This window comes from Lysinibacillus fusiformis (genome assembly GCF_003049525.1).
In the GTDB taxonomy this organism is placed as follows: domain Bacteria; phylum Bacillota; class Bacilli; order Bacillales_A; family Planococcaceae; genus Lysinibacillus; species Lysinibacillus fusiformis.
On the sequence record NZ_PYWL01000009.1, the window covers coordinates 25,211 to 42,472 of the forward strand.

The following is a 17,262-nucleotide window of genomic DNA, read 5'->3' on the forward strand; positions in this document are numbered from 1 at the left end:
TACTAAAACATAGGAGGATTCCTCATGACGTTATTTGAACGTTCAGCTAAGGAGTTACAAGCGGAAATTAAAGCAGGTAACTTATCTATCGCTGACTTAACGAAAGAAGCATACGAGCGCATTGCAAAGCTTGATGGCGATGTACAAGCATTCCTTGCTTCAAACGAAGAAAAAGCAACTGCACAAGCTGCTGAAATGGATCATGTACCATTTGAAGAGCGTGGACCGCTATTTGGTCTTCCGATTGGTGTGAAAGACAATATCGTAACAGAAGGCTTAGAAACAACTTGTGCCTCAAAAATTTTGGAAGGCTTTATGCCAATTTATGATGCAACTGTTGTCAACAAGCTACGTGAAGCCGGTATGATTACAGTCGGTAAACTAAACATGGACGAGTTTGCAATGGGTTCATCTAATGAAAACTCATACTACAAAACAACAAAAAATCCATGGAATCTAAATCACGTGCCAGGAGGATCTTCAGGTGCATCTGCAGCTTCTGTAGCAGCAGGAGAAGTTCCATTCTCTCTTGGTTCCGATACAGGTGGTTCAATCCGTCAACCAGCAGCTTACTGTGGAGTTGTAGGGATGAAACCTACATATGGTCGTGTGTCTCGTTTTGGTCTAGTGGCATTCGCCTCTTCTTTAGATCAAATTGGACCAATTACACGCAATGTTGAAGATAATGCGTTATTACTTGAGGCTATTGCGGGCTTAGATCCAAATGATTCTACTTCGGCTGACGTAGAGGTGCCAAACTATGCTGCAGCTCTTACTGGTGATATTAAAGGCTTACGTATCGCTGTACCAAAGGAATTCCTTGGTGAGGGTGTTGGCGAAGCAGCACGTCAATCAGTGCTTGAGGCATTAGAGGTATTAAAAGGCTTAGGTGCGACTGTAGAAGAAGTATCACTTCCTCATTCGAAATATGCGCTTGCAGCGTACTACATCCTTTCTTCATCTGAAGCGTCTTCTAACTTATCTCGTTTCGATGGTATCCGTTATGGTTTCCGTGCAGACAACGTGACAAATTTAATGGACCTTTATAAAGAAACACGTGCACAAGGTTTTGGGGATGAAGTAAAACGTCGTATCATGCTTGGAACTTATTCATTAAGCGCAGGTACGTATGATGCGTATTACAAAAAAGCACAACAAGCACGTACACTGATCAAAGCAGACTATGACAAAGTATTTGAAGACTTCGATGTCATCATTGGACCTACATCACCAACACCAGCTTTCAAAATTGGTGAAAATGTGGATGATCCGATGACAATGTATGCAAATGATATTTTAACAATTCCGATGAACCTAGCGGGTGTACCTGCTATTTCCATTCCATGTGGTTTGGACAACGGACTACCACTTGGTTTACAAATAATTGGTAAATACTTCGATGAAGCTACTATTTACCGTGTAGCTCATGCTTTTGAACAAGCAACGGAGTTCCATAAACAAGTTCCTCAAATGTGGGAGGGAAAATAACATGAACTTTGAAACAGTCATTGGTTTAGAAGTACACGTTGAGTTAAAAACAAACTCAAAAATCTTCTCACCAGCACCTGCTCACTTTGGTGCTGAACCAAATACAAATACAACAGTAATCGATTTAGGCTATCCTGGTGTCCTACCAGTTCTTAATAAAAATGTGGTAGATTTCGCTATGCGTGCAGCTCTTGCATTAAATATGGAAATCGAACAAGAAACAAAATTTGACCGTAAAAACTACTTCTACCCTGATAATCCGAAAGCTTATCAAATTTCACAATTTGATAAGCCAATCGGTAAAAACGGCTGGATTGATATTGAAGTAGATGGCTATACAAAGCGTATCGGTATTACTCGTCTTCATATGGAAGAAGATGCGGGGAAACTTTCACATGCTGGAGATCACTCACTAGTGGACTTTAACCGTCAAGGTACTCCGCTTGTTGAAATCGTATCTGAGCCAGATATTCGTACGCCAAATGAAGCGTATGCTTACTTAGAAAAATTAAAATCAATTATCCAATATACAGATGTGTCTGACTGTAAAATGGAAGAAGGATCACTTCGTTGTGATGCCAACATCTCTATTCGTCCTTATGGTCAAGAAGAGTTTGGTACAAAAACAGAACTTAAAAACCTGAACTCCTTCAACTATGTTCGTCGTGGTTTAGAGCATGAGGAATTACGTCAAGCAGATGTATTATTATCAGGTGGGGTTATTGACCAAGAAACTCGTCGTTTCGATGAAAAAACGGGTAAAACTATTCTAATGCGTGTGAAGGAAGGAACAGATGATTACCGTTACTTCCCAGAGCCAGACTTAGTTCGTCTTTCTATTGATGACGCATGGCTAGAGCGAGTGAAATCAGAAATTCCTGAGCTTCCAGATGCTCGTAAAAAACGTTATGTTGAAGAGCTAGGATTAACACCGTATGATGCAGGAGTTCTTGTTATTTCTAAGGAAATTTCTGACTTCTTCGAGTCCATGATCGTCAACGGTGCAGATGCAAAACTTTCTGCTAACTGGTTGATGGGGGATGTTTCTGCTTATTTAAACGCAGAACAAAAAGACTTAAAGGATACGGCATTAACACCTGAAAACCTTGCTGAAATGGTGAAATTAATCACAAATGGTACTATTTCTTCTAAGATCGGTAAAAAAGTGTTTGCTGAATTAGTTGAAAATGGCGGTTCTGCACAAGAAATTGTAAAAGCTAAAGGCTTAGTTCAAATTTCTGATGAAGGTGCTTTACTAGCCATTGTTACAGAAGTTTTAGATAACAATGCACAGTCTATCGAAGATTTCAAAAATGGTAAGGATCGTGCTATTGGCTTCTTAGTTGGTCAAATTATGAAAGCTACTAAAGGTCAAGCGAATCCACCAATGGTCAATAAATTATTGCAACAAGAAATTGCCAAACGATAATTAATCGTTGTAACATAGTAGCCGAGAGAGCTTAATCGCTTTCTTGGCTATTATTTTTCATAAATGTAACAAAATTGAAATTTGTAACACTTAATAGTTGTTTAAAAGGAGTATTCATAGCAAAATATAGAATAGATAATTATAAGGGGGACGAGAACCAATGAAAACAGAACAACAATATTTTAATGAAGCTATTTCGATTCAACAATATATGGACAATATGACGACTCTTAAAGAAGAGAGCTTCCGCATTTATGACGACTTTGCAGTGCCAACAAACGATGGCTTTATTGAATTATTAAAAGACAAGCAACCAAAAATTTTAACGATTACGGAAGATTGGTGCGGAGATGCTATGTTAAACAATCCAATCGTTCGTCGTGTTGCTGAAGCAGCCGGATTGGACATGCGTACAGTGTTCCGTGATGCGGATACAGATCTAATTGATCGTTATTTAACAAATGGAGGCCGTGCTATTCCAATTTACTTGCTATTAGATAGCACTGGTGAGGTGATTGGAAAATGGGGTCCACGTGCACCTGAATTACAAGAGCTTGTTGTAACGAAGCGCGCAAGCTTACCAGATAAAGAAGATCCAACATTTGAAGAGGCTCAAAAGGCCCTTTATGCGGAGATTCGTGAGGAAAATATAACGAACCAAGTATATTGGACGTATGTCTATGAAGACTTTAAAAAACAGGTGACAAACGCGTTACAAAAGTAACAAACGTAATGCAACATTTTAGCGAGTAAATCGTTGAATGAAATAGAATCTTATGAAGCAGGAAGGTATGTTATGAAACGAGCAAGAATCATTTATAATCCTACATCTGGACGCGAAGCGTTTAAGAAGCATCTACCAGAGGTGTTGGAAAAATTAGAAGTAGCAGGCTATGAAACATCCTGTCACGCAACAACCGGTGAAGGCGATGCAACACTTGCAGCAAAAGATGCAGTAGACCGTGGCTTTGATATAATCATCGCAGTTGGTGGAGATGGCACTTTAAATGAAGTTGTTTCAGGTGTAAGTCCATTTGAAAACCGTCCAAAAGTTGGTCTAATTCCAATGGGCACTACAAATGATTTTGCCCGTGCCGTGCATATCCCGCGAAATATTGATGAAGCGGTAGACATTATTATACAAGGCGATACATTGCCAGTGGATGTCGGTCTATTAAATGGAGAACGCTACTTCATCAATATTGCTGCTGGCGGACGGATTACGGAGCTAACATATGAAGTACCAAGTAAAATGAAAACAATGCTTGGGCAGTTAGCCTACTATTTAAAAGCAGTAGAAATGATTCCATCCATCAAAGCCTCCCATATGCGTATAGAATATGATGGGGAAGTGTTTGACGGGGATGCCATGATGTTCTTATGTGGTTTAACCAACTCTGTAGGAGGCTTTGAAAAACTTGCACCAGATGCAAGTATTAATGATGGATACTTTACATTATTAGTGTTAAAGAAGGTTAGCCTTCCTGAGTTTATTCAACTAGCGGCTATGGCATTAAGAGGCGAACATTTAAATGATGACCGTGTCATTTACAAAAAAGCGAGTGTTGTCAAAGTCACTACTGAAAACGAAGTACATCTTAATCTAGATGGTGAATATGGCGGAGACGCTCCAGCTACCTTTGAAAATTTAAAGCGTCATATCGAAATTTTTGTCCCTCTTGCTGATATTCGCGAAGAGGACCGTATATAATATATGAAAAGCTCATCTTCGTTTTAGCGAGGATGAGCTTTTTTGTATAAAGGAATCAGCATACTCTTGAAGAACACCAAAACGACTAAAAAGATAATAGACTAAAGCAAATAGCCCGCAGCGAAAAATTAAATATGTAGTAAGTCCAACCTTTAGAATTAGGGATTGTGAATGAATTAAGAAAAATGTTTGGCAAATGTGCGTATATTACATGAACAAATTTTGAAACCTTATTAATAGGCTGAAATTTCGGTCCATTATAAAGGTTTTTTTCGTTGTAATAGTGGAAAATGGGGTATGGATAAAGGAAAGGAAGTGTTGCTTTTGTATAAGTCACAGGAGAAGAAGCTTATTTGGCTAAGCTTTGGTGTTGCAATCATTATGCTACTTTCCATTCTTGGAAGAATATTTGGGAACTAGGGGGCAATGAGATGATAAACGAATCAGCAGTCTATTGGAGTCGTGCATTAACTGAGTTAACTTTATCGTTCCACATCATTTATGCAACGATAGGAGTCGGTGTCCCGTTAATGATTATGATTGCTCAATGGACTGGGTATAAAAAGAATGATGAGCATTATATTTTAATGGCAAGACGTTGGGCACGTGGCTTCGTCATTACGGTTGCAGTGGGTGTTGTGACTGGAACTGCAATTGGCTTACAACTATCATTATTATGGCCCAACTTTATGCAACTAGCTGGTCAAACCATTGCATTACCACTTTTTTTGGAAACGTTTGCATTTTTCTTTGAAGCTATATTTTTGGGCATTTATTTATATACTTGGGACCGCTTCGATAGTCAGAAAAAGCATATGCTATTGTTAATTCCAGTTGCAGTAGGTGCATCGATGTCGGCTGTATTTATTACAATCGTGAATGCCTTTATGAATGCCCCGAGAGGTTTCGATATTGTCGACGGGAACCTTGTTAATATTCAACCCTTCTTAGCGATGTTTAACCCTGCTATGCCTACAAAGGTGGCGCATGTACTAGTAACAGCGTATATGACATCTGCATTTGTTCTAGCCGCTATAGCAGGATACCGAATGCTTAAAGGATCGAAACATGTATACCATAAAAAAGCATTACTGTTACTGATGAAAATTGGTTTAATTTTCTCCATTGCAGCAGCTGTGATTGGAGATTTCTCAGGAAAATACTTAGCGGAATATCAACCAGAAAAATTAGCTGCAGCGGAATGGCATTTTGAAACGGAAGGAAAGGCTTCTCTTGTTTTATTTGGCGTGCTAGATGGAGAAGAAGTGAAATATGCCATCAAAATTCCGTATGCTTTAAGCATTCTTGCACATTTTAATCCTAATGCAGAGGTAATTGGATTAGATCAATTCGAGGAAGAGGATCTACCACCACTCTATATTCATTATCTTTTTGATATTATGGTCTCCATAGGTATGTTTATGGTGCTAGTTTCATTACTGTATGTTGTAGGGAAAGCACGGGGCTGGCAGTTTATTCATTCACGCTGGTATCGATGGATCATTGTGGCGGGGGGGCCACTTTCTATCATTGCTATTGAAGCGGGCTGGTGGCTTGCTGAGGTTGGACGTCAACCATGGATTCTTTATGGCTTGATGCGAACTCCAGAAGGGGCCACAACGAGTGATCATGTGGATTTAATGCTGTTGTTGTTTGCAGGTGTATATGCAGTATTAGCGGTAGGAAGCATTGTCGTCTTGGTGCGAATGTTTAAAAAGAATCCCATTGAGCGTGAGATTGAAGATCGCCACTCTGAAAAAGGCGGTGACATCCTATGACATTAGAGATTCTTGGTATTTCAGTATTGTGGATTTTCCTATTTGGCTATGTCATTGTCGCATCGATTGATTTCGGTGCAGGTTTCTTTAACGCCTATAGCCTACTGATTGGGAAGAATCATATTTTAACGAATATTATTAAACGATATTTATCGCCTGTTTGGGAAGTAACCAATGTCTTTTTGGTATTCTTCTTTGTAGGGATCGTAGGATTTTTCCCGCAAACTGCTTTTTACTATGGAACCATTTTACTTATACCAGTCAGCATTTCCCTTGTACTATTAGCCATTCGGGGTTCCTATTATGCCTTTGAATCGTATGGTACAAGAGGACATATTGGTTACACGCTGACCTATGGTGTAGCAGGTTTATTAATTCCTGCATCGTTGTCTGTTGTCTTTGCTATTGCTGGTGGAGGGTATGTGGATCTCGTTAACGGGCAGCCTGTTTTAAACTATTGGACTTTATATACGAGTCCATTTGCTTGGAGCATTGTGGTACTGAGTATTGCCGCTGTACTTTACATTTCCGCAGTATTCTTAACTTGGTATGCTCATAAAGCGAATGACATTGAAGCTACGAAGCTAATGAGAAAATATGCACTTTTATGGGCAGCTCCTTTGATGATCAGCGCATTAGGCATTATGTATGAGATGAAGTCCATTAATCCTGAAAGTTATAGTCACATGGTGAATTTATGGTGGATGTTTGCAATATCAGCCATATTATTTATAATTACAGTGTTCCTCATTGCAATGCGTAAAAAATATGGGCTTGCAGTTGCACTTCTGATTGCACAATTTGCGGTAGCATTTTTCGCTTATGGTATTGCGCAATACCCATATTTACTGTATCCATATTTAACGATTTATGATGGCTTCACAAGTACACAAATGGCAATTGCTTTAATCATTGCCTTTATTTTAGGACTGTGTCTCCTACTTCCATCACTTTATTTATTGATGAAATTATTCTTATTCAATAAAAACTATGTGACCGGAAAAGAAGACAATCACGCATAGGAGGAAATTAGTATATGCAAAGTTTTTTAATTTTTTATGCGCCTTTTATTGTCGTCATTCTTGGAATCTTGTGTGCATTTTGGTGGGCACCAAGGGATTATCATATAACAAAAGAGCAAGGAAAGAGTCGCGAATAGCGGCTCTTTTTTCAAGTTAGTTAGAAGAACCGCATAACGGCCAAGTCTTGTTCTTTTTTCATTCGCCAACACATGCTACAATAAGGAGATTGAAATGGAGGATGTACGAATGTCAGCACCCGTGAAAAAGAATGAACGACTTTCAGTTTATATAGAAGACTTAACACATGATGGCAATGGTGTCGCTAAGGTGGATGGCTATCCATTATTTATACAAGGCGCACTTCCGAACGAAACAGCCGAAATCCATGTGATGAAAACTTTAAAAAATTATGGCTTTGCAAAAGTTGTAGATATTATTAAGCCATCACCCGATCGAGTAAAAGCTCCATGCGATTACTTTACACAATGCGGTGGCTGTCAATTACAGCATTTATCCTATGAGGGCCAGCTCAAATGGAAAGAAAATATGGTGCGCAATGTGATGCAACGCATTGGTAAAATTGATGCACCTGTTCTGCCTGTAAAAGGAATGAAAGAGCCTTGGTATTATCGAAATAAAGCGCAAATTCCTTTCTCTGAAAATGAAGCAGGACAAGCTATTGCTGGTTTCTATAAAACAAAGACGCATAGCATTGTGGATATGGAGCGTTGCTTGATCCAAACAGGAGAAGCAGATGCAATTTTAGCAGGCTTGAAAAAAGAATTAGTAGCGATAGGCATGCGCCCATACAATGAACTTTCCCACGAGGGCATGTTGCGCCATGTTGTCATTCGTAAAGCACGGGCAACAGGTGAGGTCATGGTTGTCCTCGTGACGAAAAAGAAAAAATTACAACAAAAAGAAGCAGCCATTGCAGTAATTCAAAAGCTTGTTCCGAACGTCACTTCAATTATGCAAAATGTGAATCATGAGAAAACGAATGTGATTTTTGGTGATGACACACTGAACCTTTGGGGCAAGGACGTCATTATTGATACAATTGGCGACGTACGCTTTGAAATTTCCGCTCGCTCCTTCTATCAGGTCAACCCAGAGCAAACTGAAGTACTTTATAAACAAGCACTTGATTATGCTAACTTGCAAGGGGATGAACGAGTGATTGATGCTTATTGTGGAATTGGAACAATCTCCTTGTTCCTTGCACAAAAGGCAAAGGCAGTCATGGGGGTTGAAATTGTCCCACAAGCGATAGAAGATGCCAAACGTAACGCGGTCCTAAATGGTTTTACAAATACTTATTTTGAGGCCGGCCCAGCTGAGGAAGTTATACCAAGATGGTATAAGGAAGGAAAGGAAGCAGACGTACTGGTAGTTGATCCACCACGTAAAGGCTGTGATGAAGCACTTTTAAAAACCATTTTAGAGCAACGACCAAAACGAGTGGTCTATGTCTCCTGCAACCCAGCCACACTAGCACGCGACCTTCGTATTTTGGAGGATGGCGGCTACCAAACACAAAAGATTCAACCAGTAGATATGTTCCCGCATTCCACGCATTGTGAAGCGGTTGCGTGGCTAGAGTTGGTATAATAGAAAAGCAGTTGATATAGAAAAACTCTATACCATCTGCTTTTTATAATGTTTCATACAGTTGTTTTTGAGTTAAAGTGAGTTATACAGATAGTGAGAGGATTTGGAATTACATGATAGATAATTTTTGGCGTGATTTGCCGCGTCCATTTTTTGTACTGGCTCCGATGGAAGATGTCACAGATGTTGTTTTCCGTCAAGTAGTCAGTAAAGCCGGAAGACCGGACGTATTTTTCACAGAGTTTACAAATTCGGATAGCTATTGTCATCCAGAGGGACAGAAAAGTGTGCGTGGGCGTTTGATTTTTACGGAAGATGAGCAGCCGATGGTGGCACATATTTGGGGGGATAATCCTGAGTATTTCCGTCAAATGAGTATTGGCATGGCAGAGCTAGGTTTTAAAGGTATCGATATTAATATGGGCTGTCCTGTGCCAAATGTGGCATCGAGAGGGAAAGGTAGTGGCCTTATTCTACGTCCAGATGTGGCGGCAGAATTGATTCAAGCTGCAAAGGCGAGTGGACTGCCTGTCAGTGTGAAAACACGACTTGGCTATAAGGATGTAGAGGAATGGGAGGAATGGTTAACGCATATTTTCAAACAAGATATTGCGAACCTGTCGATTCATTTACGAACAAGAAAGGAAATGAGCCAAGTTGATGCACATTGGGAGCTCATTCCAGAAATCAAAAAATTACGCGATCGTATCGCACCTAATACGCTACTTACGATCAATGGAGACATCCCTGACCGACAAACGGGGCTAGAGCTTGCCGAAAAATATGGGATTGATGGCGTAATGATTGGACGAGGTATTTTTAAAAATCCCTTTGCTTTTGAAAAAGAACCAAAGGAGCATAGCAGTAAAGAGTATCTTGACCTTTTAAGACTTCAGCTGAATCTTCAAGATCAATATGAGGAAGTACTCCCACGCTCCATCACAGGGCTTCATCGCTTTTTCAAAATATATGTCAAGGGATTCCGAGGTGCCGGTGAGTTAAGAAGCCAATTGATGAACACGAAATCAACAGATGAAGTGCGTGCATTGCTTGATCGCTTTGAAGCAAATCATATTGAGTAACAAAGAATCCTACTTCATTAGGGTGAGGTAAGCAGTATCCTGTCACTAAACAGAAACTTGCCTTTTTGGAATGTGCATATTACAATAAAAAGTAAGTTAATAGCAGGTTTGAGTAACTGAGAGACCATTGAAAACATATGTGCCTAGCGTACATATGCTTTTGATGGTCTTTTTTTATCGTTAAAATGATGAGGGAGGAAATAAATTATGAGTACAGCTTCTGCGTTACAACGACAACAAACAATAGAGGAACTTCAAGATAGGGAGTACGATTTATTAGTAATTGGTGGCGGTATTACAGGTTGTGGTATTGCACTGGATGCTATTGCTCGCGGTCTTTCTGTAGCATTAGTGGAGATGCAGGATTTTGCAGCAGGAACTTCTAGCCGTTCCACAAAATTGGTACATGGCGGTTTACGATATTTAAAGCAATTTGAAATAAAAGAGGTAGCAGAGTTAGGGAAGGAACGTGCCATTGTTTATGAAAATGGTCCACATGTGACAACACCTGTTTGGATGTTATTACCTTTTCATAAGGGAGGGACATTTGGAAAATACTCTACAAATCTCGGCTTGCGTGTCTATGATTTTTTAGCGGGCGTCAAACGTGCAGAACGCCGTTATATGTTAAGTACAGGTCAAACCATTGAGAAGGAGCCATTAGTGAAAACAAAGGGATTACTTGGCGGTGGTATGTATGTAGAGTATCGTACTGATGATGCTCGTTTAACCATTGAAGTAGCAAAGGCAGCCATTGAAAGAGGGGCAACATTATTGAATTATATAAAAGCCGAAAACTTTTTATATAATGAACAGCAAAAAATAAGTGGTATTGTTGCGACGGATTTATTAACAAATCATGCAATCGAAATTCGTGCAAAGGCTGTCGTTAATGCTGCTGGTCCATGGGTGGACGATGTGCGCACAATTGAAGGGAAGCAAGCAGGGAAGCATTTAATTTTATCGAAAGGTGTGCATATTGTTTTTGATGAATCCAAATTCCCATTAAAACAAGCTGTTTATTTTGATACACCCGATGGTCGCATGGTATTTGCAATCCCTCGACAAGGAAAAACATATGTAGGGACAACAGATACATTTTATGAGGGTGATGCTCGCGATATGGATATTTATCAAGAGGATCGCGATTATATAATGAACGCTATTCGTTATATGTTCCCAAATGTGAAGGTGACCGATGCGGATATTGAATCAAGTTGGGCAGGCGTTCGTCCATTGATTCATGAAGACGGAAAAAATCCATCTGAAATTTCTCGTAAGGATGAAGTGTGGATTTCGCCATCGGGACTTGTAACAATTGCAGGTGGAAAATTAACCGGCTATCGTAAAATGGCTGAAACGGTATTAAATACGATTGCACAAGAGCTAGAGCAACAGTTTGGTATTAAATCTTCTCCATGTACAACAAAAAATATTCCGATTTCTGGTGGCCATATTGGCGGCTCAAGTAAATTTTATGCCTTCTTATATGACCATACAAGAGTAGGCAAGAAAATAGGCTTATCTGAGGAAGAGGCCAAATTTTTAACACAGCATTATGGTAGCAATGTAGAAATTGTTTTTAATTATGTAAAGGAAGGACACCCTATTTTACCATCATGGCTATATGCGCAATTGATGTATGGTATTCATCATGAAATGGTCGTTCATCCAAATGATTTTATGGTTCGCCGGACAGGGTATATGTTCTTTCAAATGGCAATTGTTCAACAATATGAAGAGGCAATTCTGGATGAAATGGCTAAGCAACTCAACTGGACAGCACAGCAACGGACACAATATGAAGAAGATGTAAAGAAAGAAATAAAACGAGCGACAACTGCGCTATAATGATGTAGTTACTCTCAACATAATATAAGGGTGAGCGTTCACATTGTATTATAAGGGAAGGAGAGAATGGAATGCATTTTGATAATCAACAGGTGATTCCTGCTGCGCGTACCGTCAAGCAATTTGACGAGATAATAGCAAGTCCATTCGATTATATTGTGCTATTGGAGGTGCACATTAGCTTATTGATGTCTTTAAAGCGTGAGGCACAACGACATGGAAAAAAATTAATTATTCATGCGGATTTAATTCATGGTTTAAAAACAGATAATTTTGCAGCGGACTTTTTATGTAATGATATACGTCCAGCTGGCATTATTTCAACGCGTTCCAATATGCTAATGAAAGCCAAAGCGCGTGGAATTATGGCTATTCAACGAGTGTTTTTAATTGATACGATTGCTCTTGAAAAAAGTTATTCGATGATTGAAACAGCACAGCCTGATTATATTGAGCTGTTACCTGGCATTATTCCGACGATGATTCAGGAAATCCATGAGCGTACTCAAATCCCTGTTATTACAGGTGGCTTAGTGCGTACAGTGGACAATATTGAAGAAGCATTAGCTGGTGGTGCTATCGCTGTTACAACTTCTAATAGGCAATTATGGGAAAATTTCAAAAAATAGTTGACTCTGTATGTTTTTTTCTCTAAAATGGACATAAGTTCATACGCACGTGGTTAGGAAAAGGAACCCACATTTGTTCATCTACATGTATTAATGTAGTTTGATTGGATGTGGGTTCCTTTTTGTTTTCTATGGGCTATTATCACAAAGGGGGATTAAACTATGTCTACGTTTACAGCTGAGCTGGTCGGCACAATGATTCTTATTTTATTTGGTGGCGGCGTAGTAGCAGGTGCCGTGCTAAACAAATCAAAAGGCTTTGGTGGTGGATGGATCGTCATTACCTTTGCATGGGGGCTTGGGGTTGCAATGGCAGCTTATGCAGTAGGTGGAATCAGTGGTGCTCACCTAAATCCAGCATTAACAATTGCCCTTGCCACGATTGGAAACTTTCCTTGGGCAGATGTGCCAGCCTATATTGCTGCACAAATAATTGGTGCATTTTTAGGGGCTACACTTGTTTACTTTATGTATTTACCACATTGGCAGGCAACAGCAGATGCCGATGTAAAATTAGCGCCATTTTCCACAATGCCAGCTATTAAGCATCCTTTATCAAATCTATTATCAGAAATGATAGGAACATTTATTTTAGTTTTAGGAATTTTAGCTTTAGGTACAAATACTATTACAGATGGTTTAAATCCATTTTTAGTTGGTATGTTAATTATTGTAATTGGGATGGCTTTAGGGGGTCCAACAGGTTATGCCATAAACCCAGCTCGTGATTTAGGTCCACGTATTGCGCATTTTATTTTACCGATTGCAGGTAAAGGAGATTCTGGTTGGAGCTATGCATGGGTACCAGTTGTAGGTCCAATTATTGGAGGTACATTTGGTGCATTGTTTTTCCAACAAATATTTGAAGGGAAAAATAGTATTGCGTTTTGGATTGTTGCAGTAATTGTGATTGCTATTTTCATAGGAGCACAATTAACGGTTAAGAATGTTCAAGTAGAAGACTAAATTATTTGGAGGGATTTCTATGTCAGAAAAAAATATATTTTAGCGTTAGACCAAGGAACTACAAGCTCAAGAGCTATTCTTTTTGATGAAACGGGTAAAATCGTACACACAGCACAACAAGAATTCCAACAACATTTTCCACATGCAGGCTGGGTAGAGCATCATGCAGAGGAAATTTGGTCATCTATTCTATCTTGTATTGCAACAGTGTTATCAGAAAAAGGTGTGAGTTCAAATCAAATTGCAGGGATTGGGATTACCAATCAACGTGAAACAACCGTAGTATGGGATAAACATACTGGCAAGCCTGTATATAACGCAATTGTTTGGCAATCACGTCAAACGAATGATATTTGTGAGCAATTAAAGGAAAGCGGTTACAATGATTTATTCCGTGATAAAACAGGTTTATTAATAGATGCTTACTTCTCAGGTACAAAAGTGAAGTGGATCTTAGATCATGTTGAGGGAGCTCGTGAAAAAGCGGAGGCTGGAGAGTTGCTATTCGGCACAATTGATACTTGGCTAATTTGGAAGCTATCCGGTGGAAAAGTACATGTAACAGACTATTCAAATGCCTCTCGTACATTGATGTATAATATCCATGATTTAAAGTGGGATGAAGAACTATTAGAAATTTTAACAGTTCCCGCCTCTATGCTACCAGAAGTACGTCCTTCTTCTGAGGTTTATGGCTATACAGAGGAGGCATTATTCTTTGGCTCTGCTGTCCCAATTGCGGGAGCTGCAGGCGACCAACAAGCAGCCCTATTTGGTCAGGCATGCTTTGAGGAAGGTATGGTTAAAAACACATATGGCACAGGTTGCTTTATGTTAATGAATACTGGTGAGAAGGCAGTGAAGTCAGATAATGGCTTATTGACCACATTAGCTTGGGGCTTAGATGGCAAAGTAACATATGCTTTAGAGGGCAGTATATTTGTAGCAGGTTCTGCGATTCAATGGTTACGTGACGGTTTACGTATGTTCCGTAATGCAAGTGAATCAGAGCAATATGCAACACGTGTAGAGTCAGCTGATGGTGTTTATGTTGTCCCAGCATTTGTTGGCTTAGGAACACCGTACTGGGATTCTGATGTGCGCGGAGCTATCTTTGGCTTAACACGAGGAACTGCGAAGGAGCATTTTATACGTGCTACGCTAGAATCATTAGCGTATCAAACAAAGGATGTATTAGCAGCGATGGAGGCAGATGCTAATATTCCGCTAGCCAAATTACGTGTAGATGGCGGAGCTGTGGCCAATGATTTCTTAATGCAATTCCAGGCAGATTTATTGGATGTTCCTGTTGATCGTCCAATTATTAATGAAACAACCGCTTTAGGCGCAGCGTATTTAGCTGGCTTAGCAGTTGGCTATTGGCATTCGACAGAGGAAATCAGCAAATATTGGAATTTAGATCGTCAATTTACACCTAATATGAATAATGACCATCGTGATAAAATTTATGGAGGATGGAAAAAGGCTGTTGCTGCAGCGCAAGTATTTAAGTAAGCAAATCATTTGAGAGCCTGGGACATAACTAGCTTCAGTTAATAGAGAAATCCGAATTTGAATGCATTCAAATTTGGATTTCTCTATTTTTTATGTTGTCTCCAGATAGCTCTTAACTAATGTCCAATGAGTCCTCAATTTTTCAATTATTTGAGCGAGGTCTTCCAATGCTAATTCCTTTTCATTTCCTTTGGCATGAATTCTTTTTCAAACAGCCTATCGTATAGCTGGTTTGACTTTTCAATCAGTCTGTTTTGCCATTTGCATTAACTATTGGTGCTCTAGCTACAGATACTTGTGGCGGGGTTCTTGTTTTTATGCACGGCTTTTTATTTACAAGCCCTACCATTATTCATACTTCTGATAAGTATTTCTTTTTATTTATATTTTTATTTGAGAAAGGTGAAGAAAACGTCCAATTCTTTATAGAGCTGTGTATTTTTGTGGTTAGGAATAGAGGATTTAGAGAGATGTCAGAGAATTGTATATAAGTACCATTATATGTAATGACATGCTTATAGGAGTTGTATGAAAATGGTTGTGACAACGAGACCGTTAAAAATTAAGTATAAAAAGTTAGCTAATCCTTTTCAGGAGTTTATGCAGATCAGTCCTAACAATAATGCCCTTACGAAGGAAGTAGTCTTTCTACGTTATATTGGTATACCTGATTCTGTAGATCTTTATAAAGAAGATATTTTAAAAATGGATGAGTATTTCACAAAGCAAAGCGTATTTTATTTACGACTACATAGGCTTGAGGTCATCAATAATAAGAAAGATGCAGATAGACTGTCGGAGCTTTGGGAGAATTGGCAGGTTGCTGCTGATAGTATGCAATTACTGTATGAGACATCTTTATGCGGTAAATTAGCGAATGATCAACTTGAATGGACAAAAAAGCTTAGCTTTAAAAACATTCTACATCTTTTTAAAGAACAACAGCCGCATGCGAATGACACTTTACTAAAAAACTTTGCAGTTAAATTTTTATATTGGATGGATTATTATTTACCACAAATTTTTTCTAAGGAAAATCAAGCATCCTCTAAAATTGTTTTTATAGGTGACATTACGCAGCATGAATCATTATTCTTATATTTCTTATCGACACTTGGCTGCGATATATGCTATATGAATCCTAAAGGGGATATCACTAATTTGTATCCTATCATAGCAGCATCATCTAATTTGCAGAGTTGTCCTGATTGCTATGAAAAAGAATTCATAATCCCTAAAATGCTTTCGATGAAAAGCATACCACCACAACAACCGACGATTCTTCCAACCCCTAGTTCAAGCATGGTTACTTCAGAAGAGTGTAGTTATGAACAGTTGGCTTCTTTAGCGACGTCTGTTGTCATGATAAAGACATTTGCCGAGGATGGTAAGTTGTTATGTTTTGGCTCTGGAGTTGTTCTCCATCGCGATGGCTATATTTTGACGAACTTGCATGTAGTAGGTGGTGGGAAATATTATTCTGTGCTATATGAAAATGATTCAAATGAATATACTACGCATCAATTTGTGAAATATCATGATATACATGATTTGGCTATTTTGAAAGTGGACAGAACAGGCCAACCTTTACCGGTTAAAATGGATGGTCATTTAGTCAGAGGACAAAAGATTGTAGCGATTGGCAGTCCTCTCGGTTTATTTAATTCGGTCTCTGATGGAATTGTTGCGGGATTTAGAGATATACAAAAAATGTCTATGGTTCAATTTACAGCTGCTATTTCAAACGGAAGTTCCGGTGGTGCTTTACTGGATATGCAAGGGAGGTTGGTCGGTTTAATTACAGCTGGTTTTAATGATGGTCAGAATCTTAATTTGGCTGTACCGGCTCATGTCATCTATCAATTTGCTCAAAACTTTATTGAGTTACCTAGTTAGTTTCCACTATTCAACCATTGCTTTTTTATGCGTAATCTTATAGAATGTAGAGCGGTATAAATGAACGAAATAAATCACCTTTAATACGGTCCAGAGAGGCTGAAAAGGGCTACATGATATTTTTAGGCTTATAATATCTTTGCTTTGGCATGCCCTTTTGTCTTCTCTGACTAAAGGGCTTTTATTTTTGTTCAAATACACCTCTTTTAAAGGAAGTCCCGTGAGGCTTCAAAAGAGAATGGACAAAACAACCATAATCCATTCACTCGAACGCTAAAAGAGAG

14 protein-coding genes are annotated in these 17,262 nt (G+C 39.0%); all 14 read left to right on the forward strand.

Going from position 1 to position 17,262, the window contains the following annotated elements:
- Positions 1-24: 24 nt before the first annotated feature.
- The 14 genes from gatA to C9J29_RS17925 all read left to right on the forward strand — a co-directional run bounded on the left by gatA (position 25) and on the right by C9J29_RS17925 (position 16,978).
- Complete coding sequence (gene gatA, locus C9J29_RS17860; protein WP_107922551.1) at positions 25-1,488, forward strand: Asp-tRNA(Asn)/Glu-tRNA(Gln) amidotransferase subunit GatA; 1,464 nt, start codon at positions 25-27, stop codon at positions 1,486-1,488.
- A gap of 1 nt (position 1,489) precedes the next feature.
- Entirely contained in the window at positions 1,490-2,917 is a 1,428-nt protein-coding gene (gene gatB, locus C9J29_RS17865) for an Asp-tRNA(Asn)/Glu-tRNA(Gln) amidotransferase subunit GatB (RefSeq protein ID WP_008173646.1), read from the forward strand.
- 160 nt (positions 2,918-3,077) lie between these two features.
- Positions 3,078-3,641 carry a thioredoxin family protein gene (locus C9J29_RS17870; protein ID WP_090002987.1) on the forward strand — a complete coding sequence of 188 codons (564 nt, stop codon included), beginning with the start codon at positions 3,078-3,080 and terminating at the stop codon, positions 3,639-3,641.
- A gap of 72 nt (positions 3,642-3,713) precedes the next feature.
- Positions 3,714-4,628 (forward strand): diacylglycerol kinase, encoded by a 915-nt coding sequence (locus C9J29_RS17875; protein WP_025115774.1) that lies wholly within the window; start codon positions 3,714-3,716, stop codon positions 4,626-4,628.
- 431 nt (positions 4,629-5,059) lie between these two features.
- Positions 5,060-6,406 carry a cytochrome ubiquinol oxidase subunit I gene (locus C9J29_RS17880; RefSeq protein WP_089986797.1) on the forward strand — a complete coding sequence of 449 codons (1,347 nt, stop codon included), beginning with the start codon at positions 5,060-5,062 and terminating at the stop codon, positions 6,404-6,406.
- Positions 6,403-7,428, forward strand: a complete 1,026-nt coding sequence (locus C9J29_RS17885) for a cytochrome d ubiquinol oxidase subunit II (protein WP_090002986.1) — start codon at positions 6,403-6,405, stop codon at positions 7,426-7,428. The genes C9J29_RS17880 and C9J29_RS17885 overlap by 4 nt, the downstream gene beginning before the upstream one ends.
- 14 nt (positions 7,429-7,442) lie before the next feature.
- On the forward strand, positions 7,443-7,565 hold the full coding sequence (gene cydS / locus C9J29_RS24980; RefSeq protein ID WP_012292033.1) for a cytochrome bd oxidase small subunit CydS family protein: 123 nt from the start codon (positions 7,443-7,445) through the stop codon (positions 7,563-7,565).
- 109 nt (positions 7,566-7,674) lie between these two features.
- Complete coding sequence (gene rlmD / locus C9J29_RS17890; RefSeq protein WP_107922578.1) at positions 7,675-9,039, forward strand: 23S rRNA (uracil(1939)-C(5))-methyltransferase RlmD; 1,365 nt, start codon at positions 7,675-7,677, stop codon at positions 9,037-9,039.
- Positions 9,040-9,152: 113 nt separating this feature from the next.
- Positions 9,153-10,121, forward strand: a complete 969-nt coding sequence (locus C9J29_RS17895; RefSeq protein WP_107922552.1) for a tRNA dihydrouridine synthase — start codon at positions 9,153-9,155, stop codon at positions 10,119-10,121.
- 207 nt (positions 10,122-10,328) lie between these two features.
- Positions 10,329-11,972, forward strand: a complete 1,644-nt coding sequence (locus tag C9J29_RS17900; RefSeq protein WP_089986800.1) for a glycerol-3-phosphate dehydrogenase/oxidase — start codon at positions 10,329-10,331, stop codon at positions 11,970-11,972.
- Positions 11,973-12,043: 71 nt separating this feature from the next.
- Positions 12,044-12,601: a glycerol-3-phosphate responsive antiterminator gene (locus C9J29_RS17905; protein WP_008173630.1), complete on the forward strand. Its 558-nt coding sequence runs from the start codon at positions 12,044-12,046 to the stop codon at positions 12,599-12,601.
- A gap of 162 nt (positions 12,602-12,763) precedes the next feature.
- Complete coding sequence (locus C9J29_RS17910; RefSeq protein WP_107922553.1) at positions 12,764-13,567, forward strand: MIP/aquaporin family protein; 804 nt, start codon at positions 12,764-12,766, stop codon at positions 13,565-13,567.
- 3 nt (positions 13,568-13,570) lie between these two features.
- Positions 13,571-15,082 carry a glycerol kinase GlpK gene (gene glpK, locus C9J29_RS17915; RefSeq protein ID WP_107922554.1) on the forward strand — a complete coding sequence of 504 codons (1,512 nt, stop codon included), beginning with the start codon at positions 13,571-13,573 and terminating at the stop codon, positions 15,080-15,082.
- 534 nt (positions 15,083-15,616) lie between these two features.
- Positions 15,617-16,978, forward strand: coding sequence for a trypsin-like peptidase domain-containing protein (locus tag C9J29_RS17925; protein ID WP_043989613.1), 1,362 nt, complete (start codon positions 15,617-15,619; stop codon positions 16,976-16,978).
- Positions 16,979-17,262: the final 284 nt, after the last annotated feature.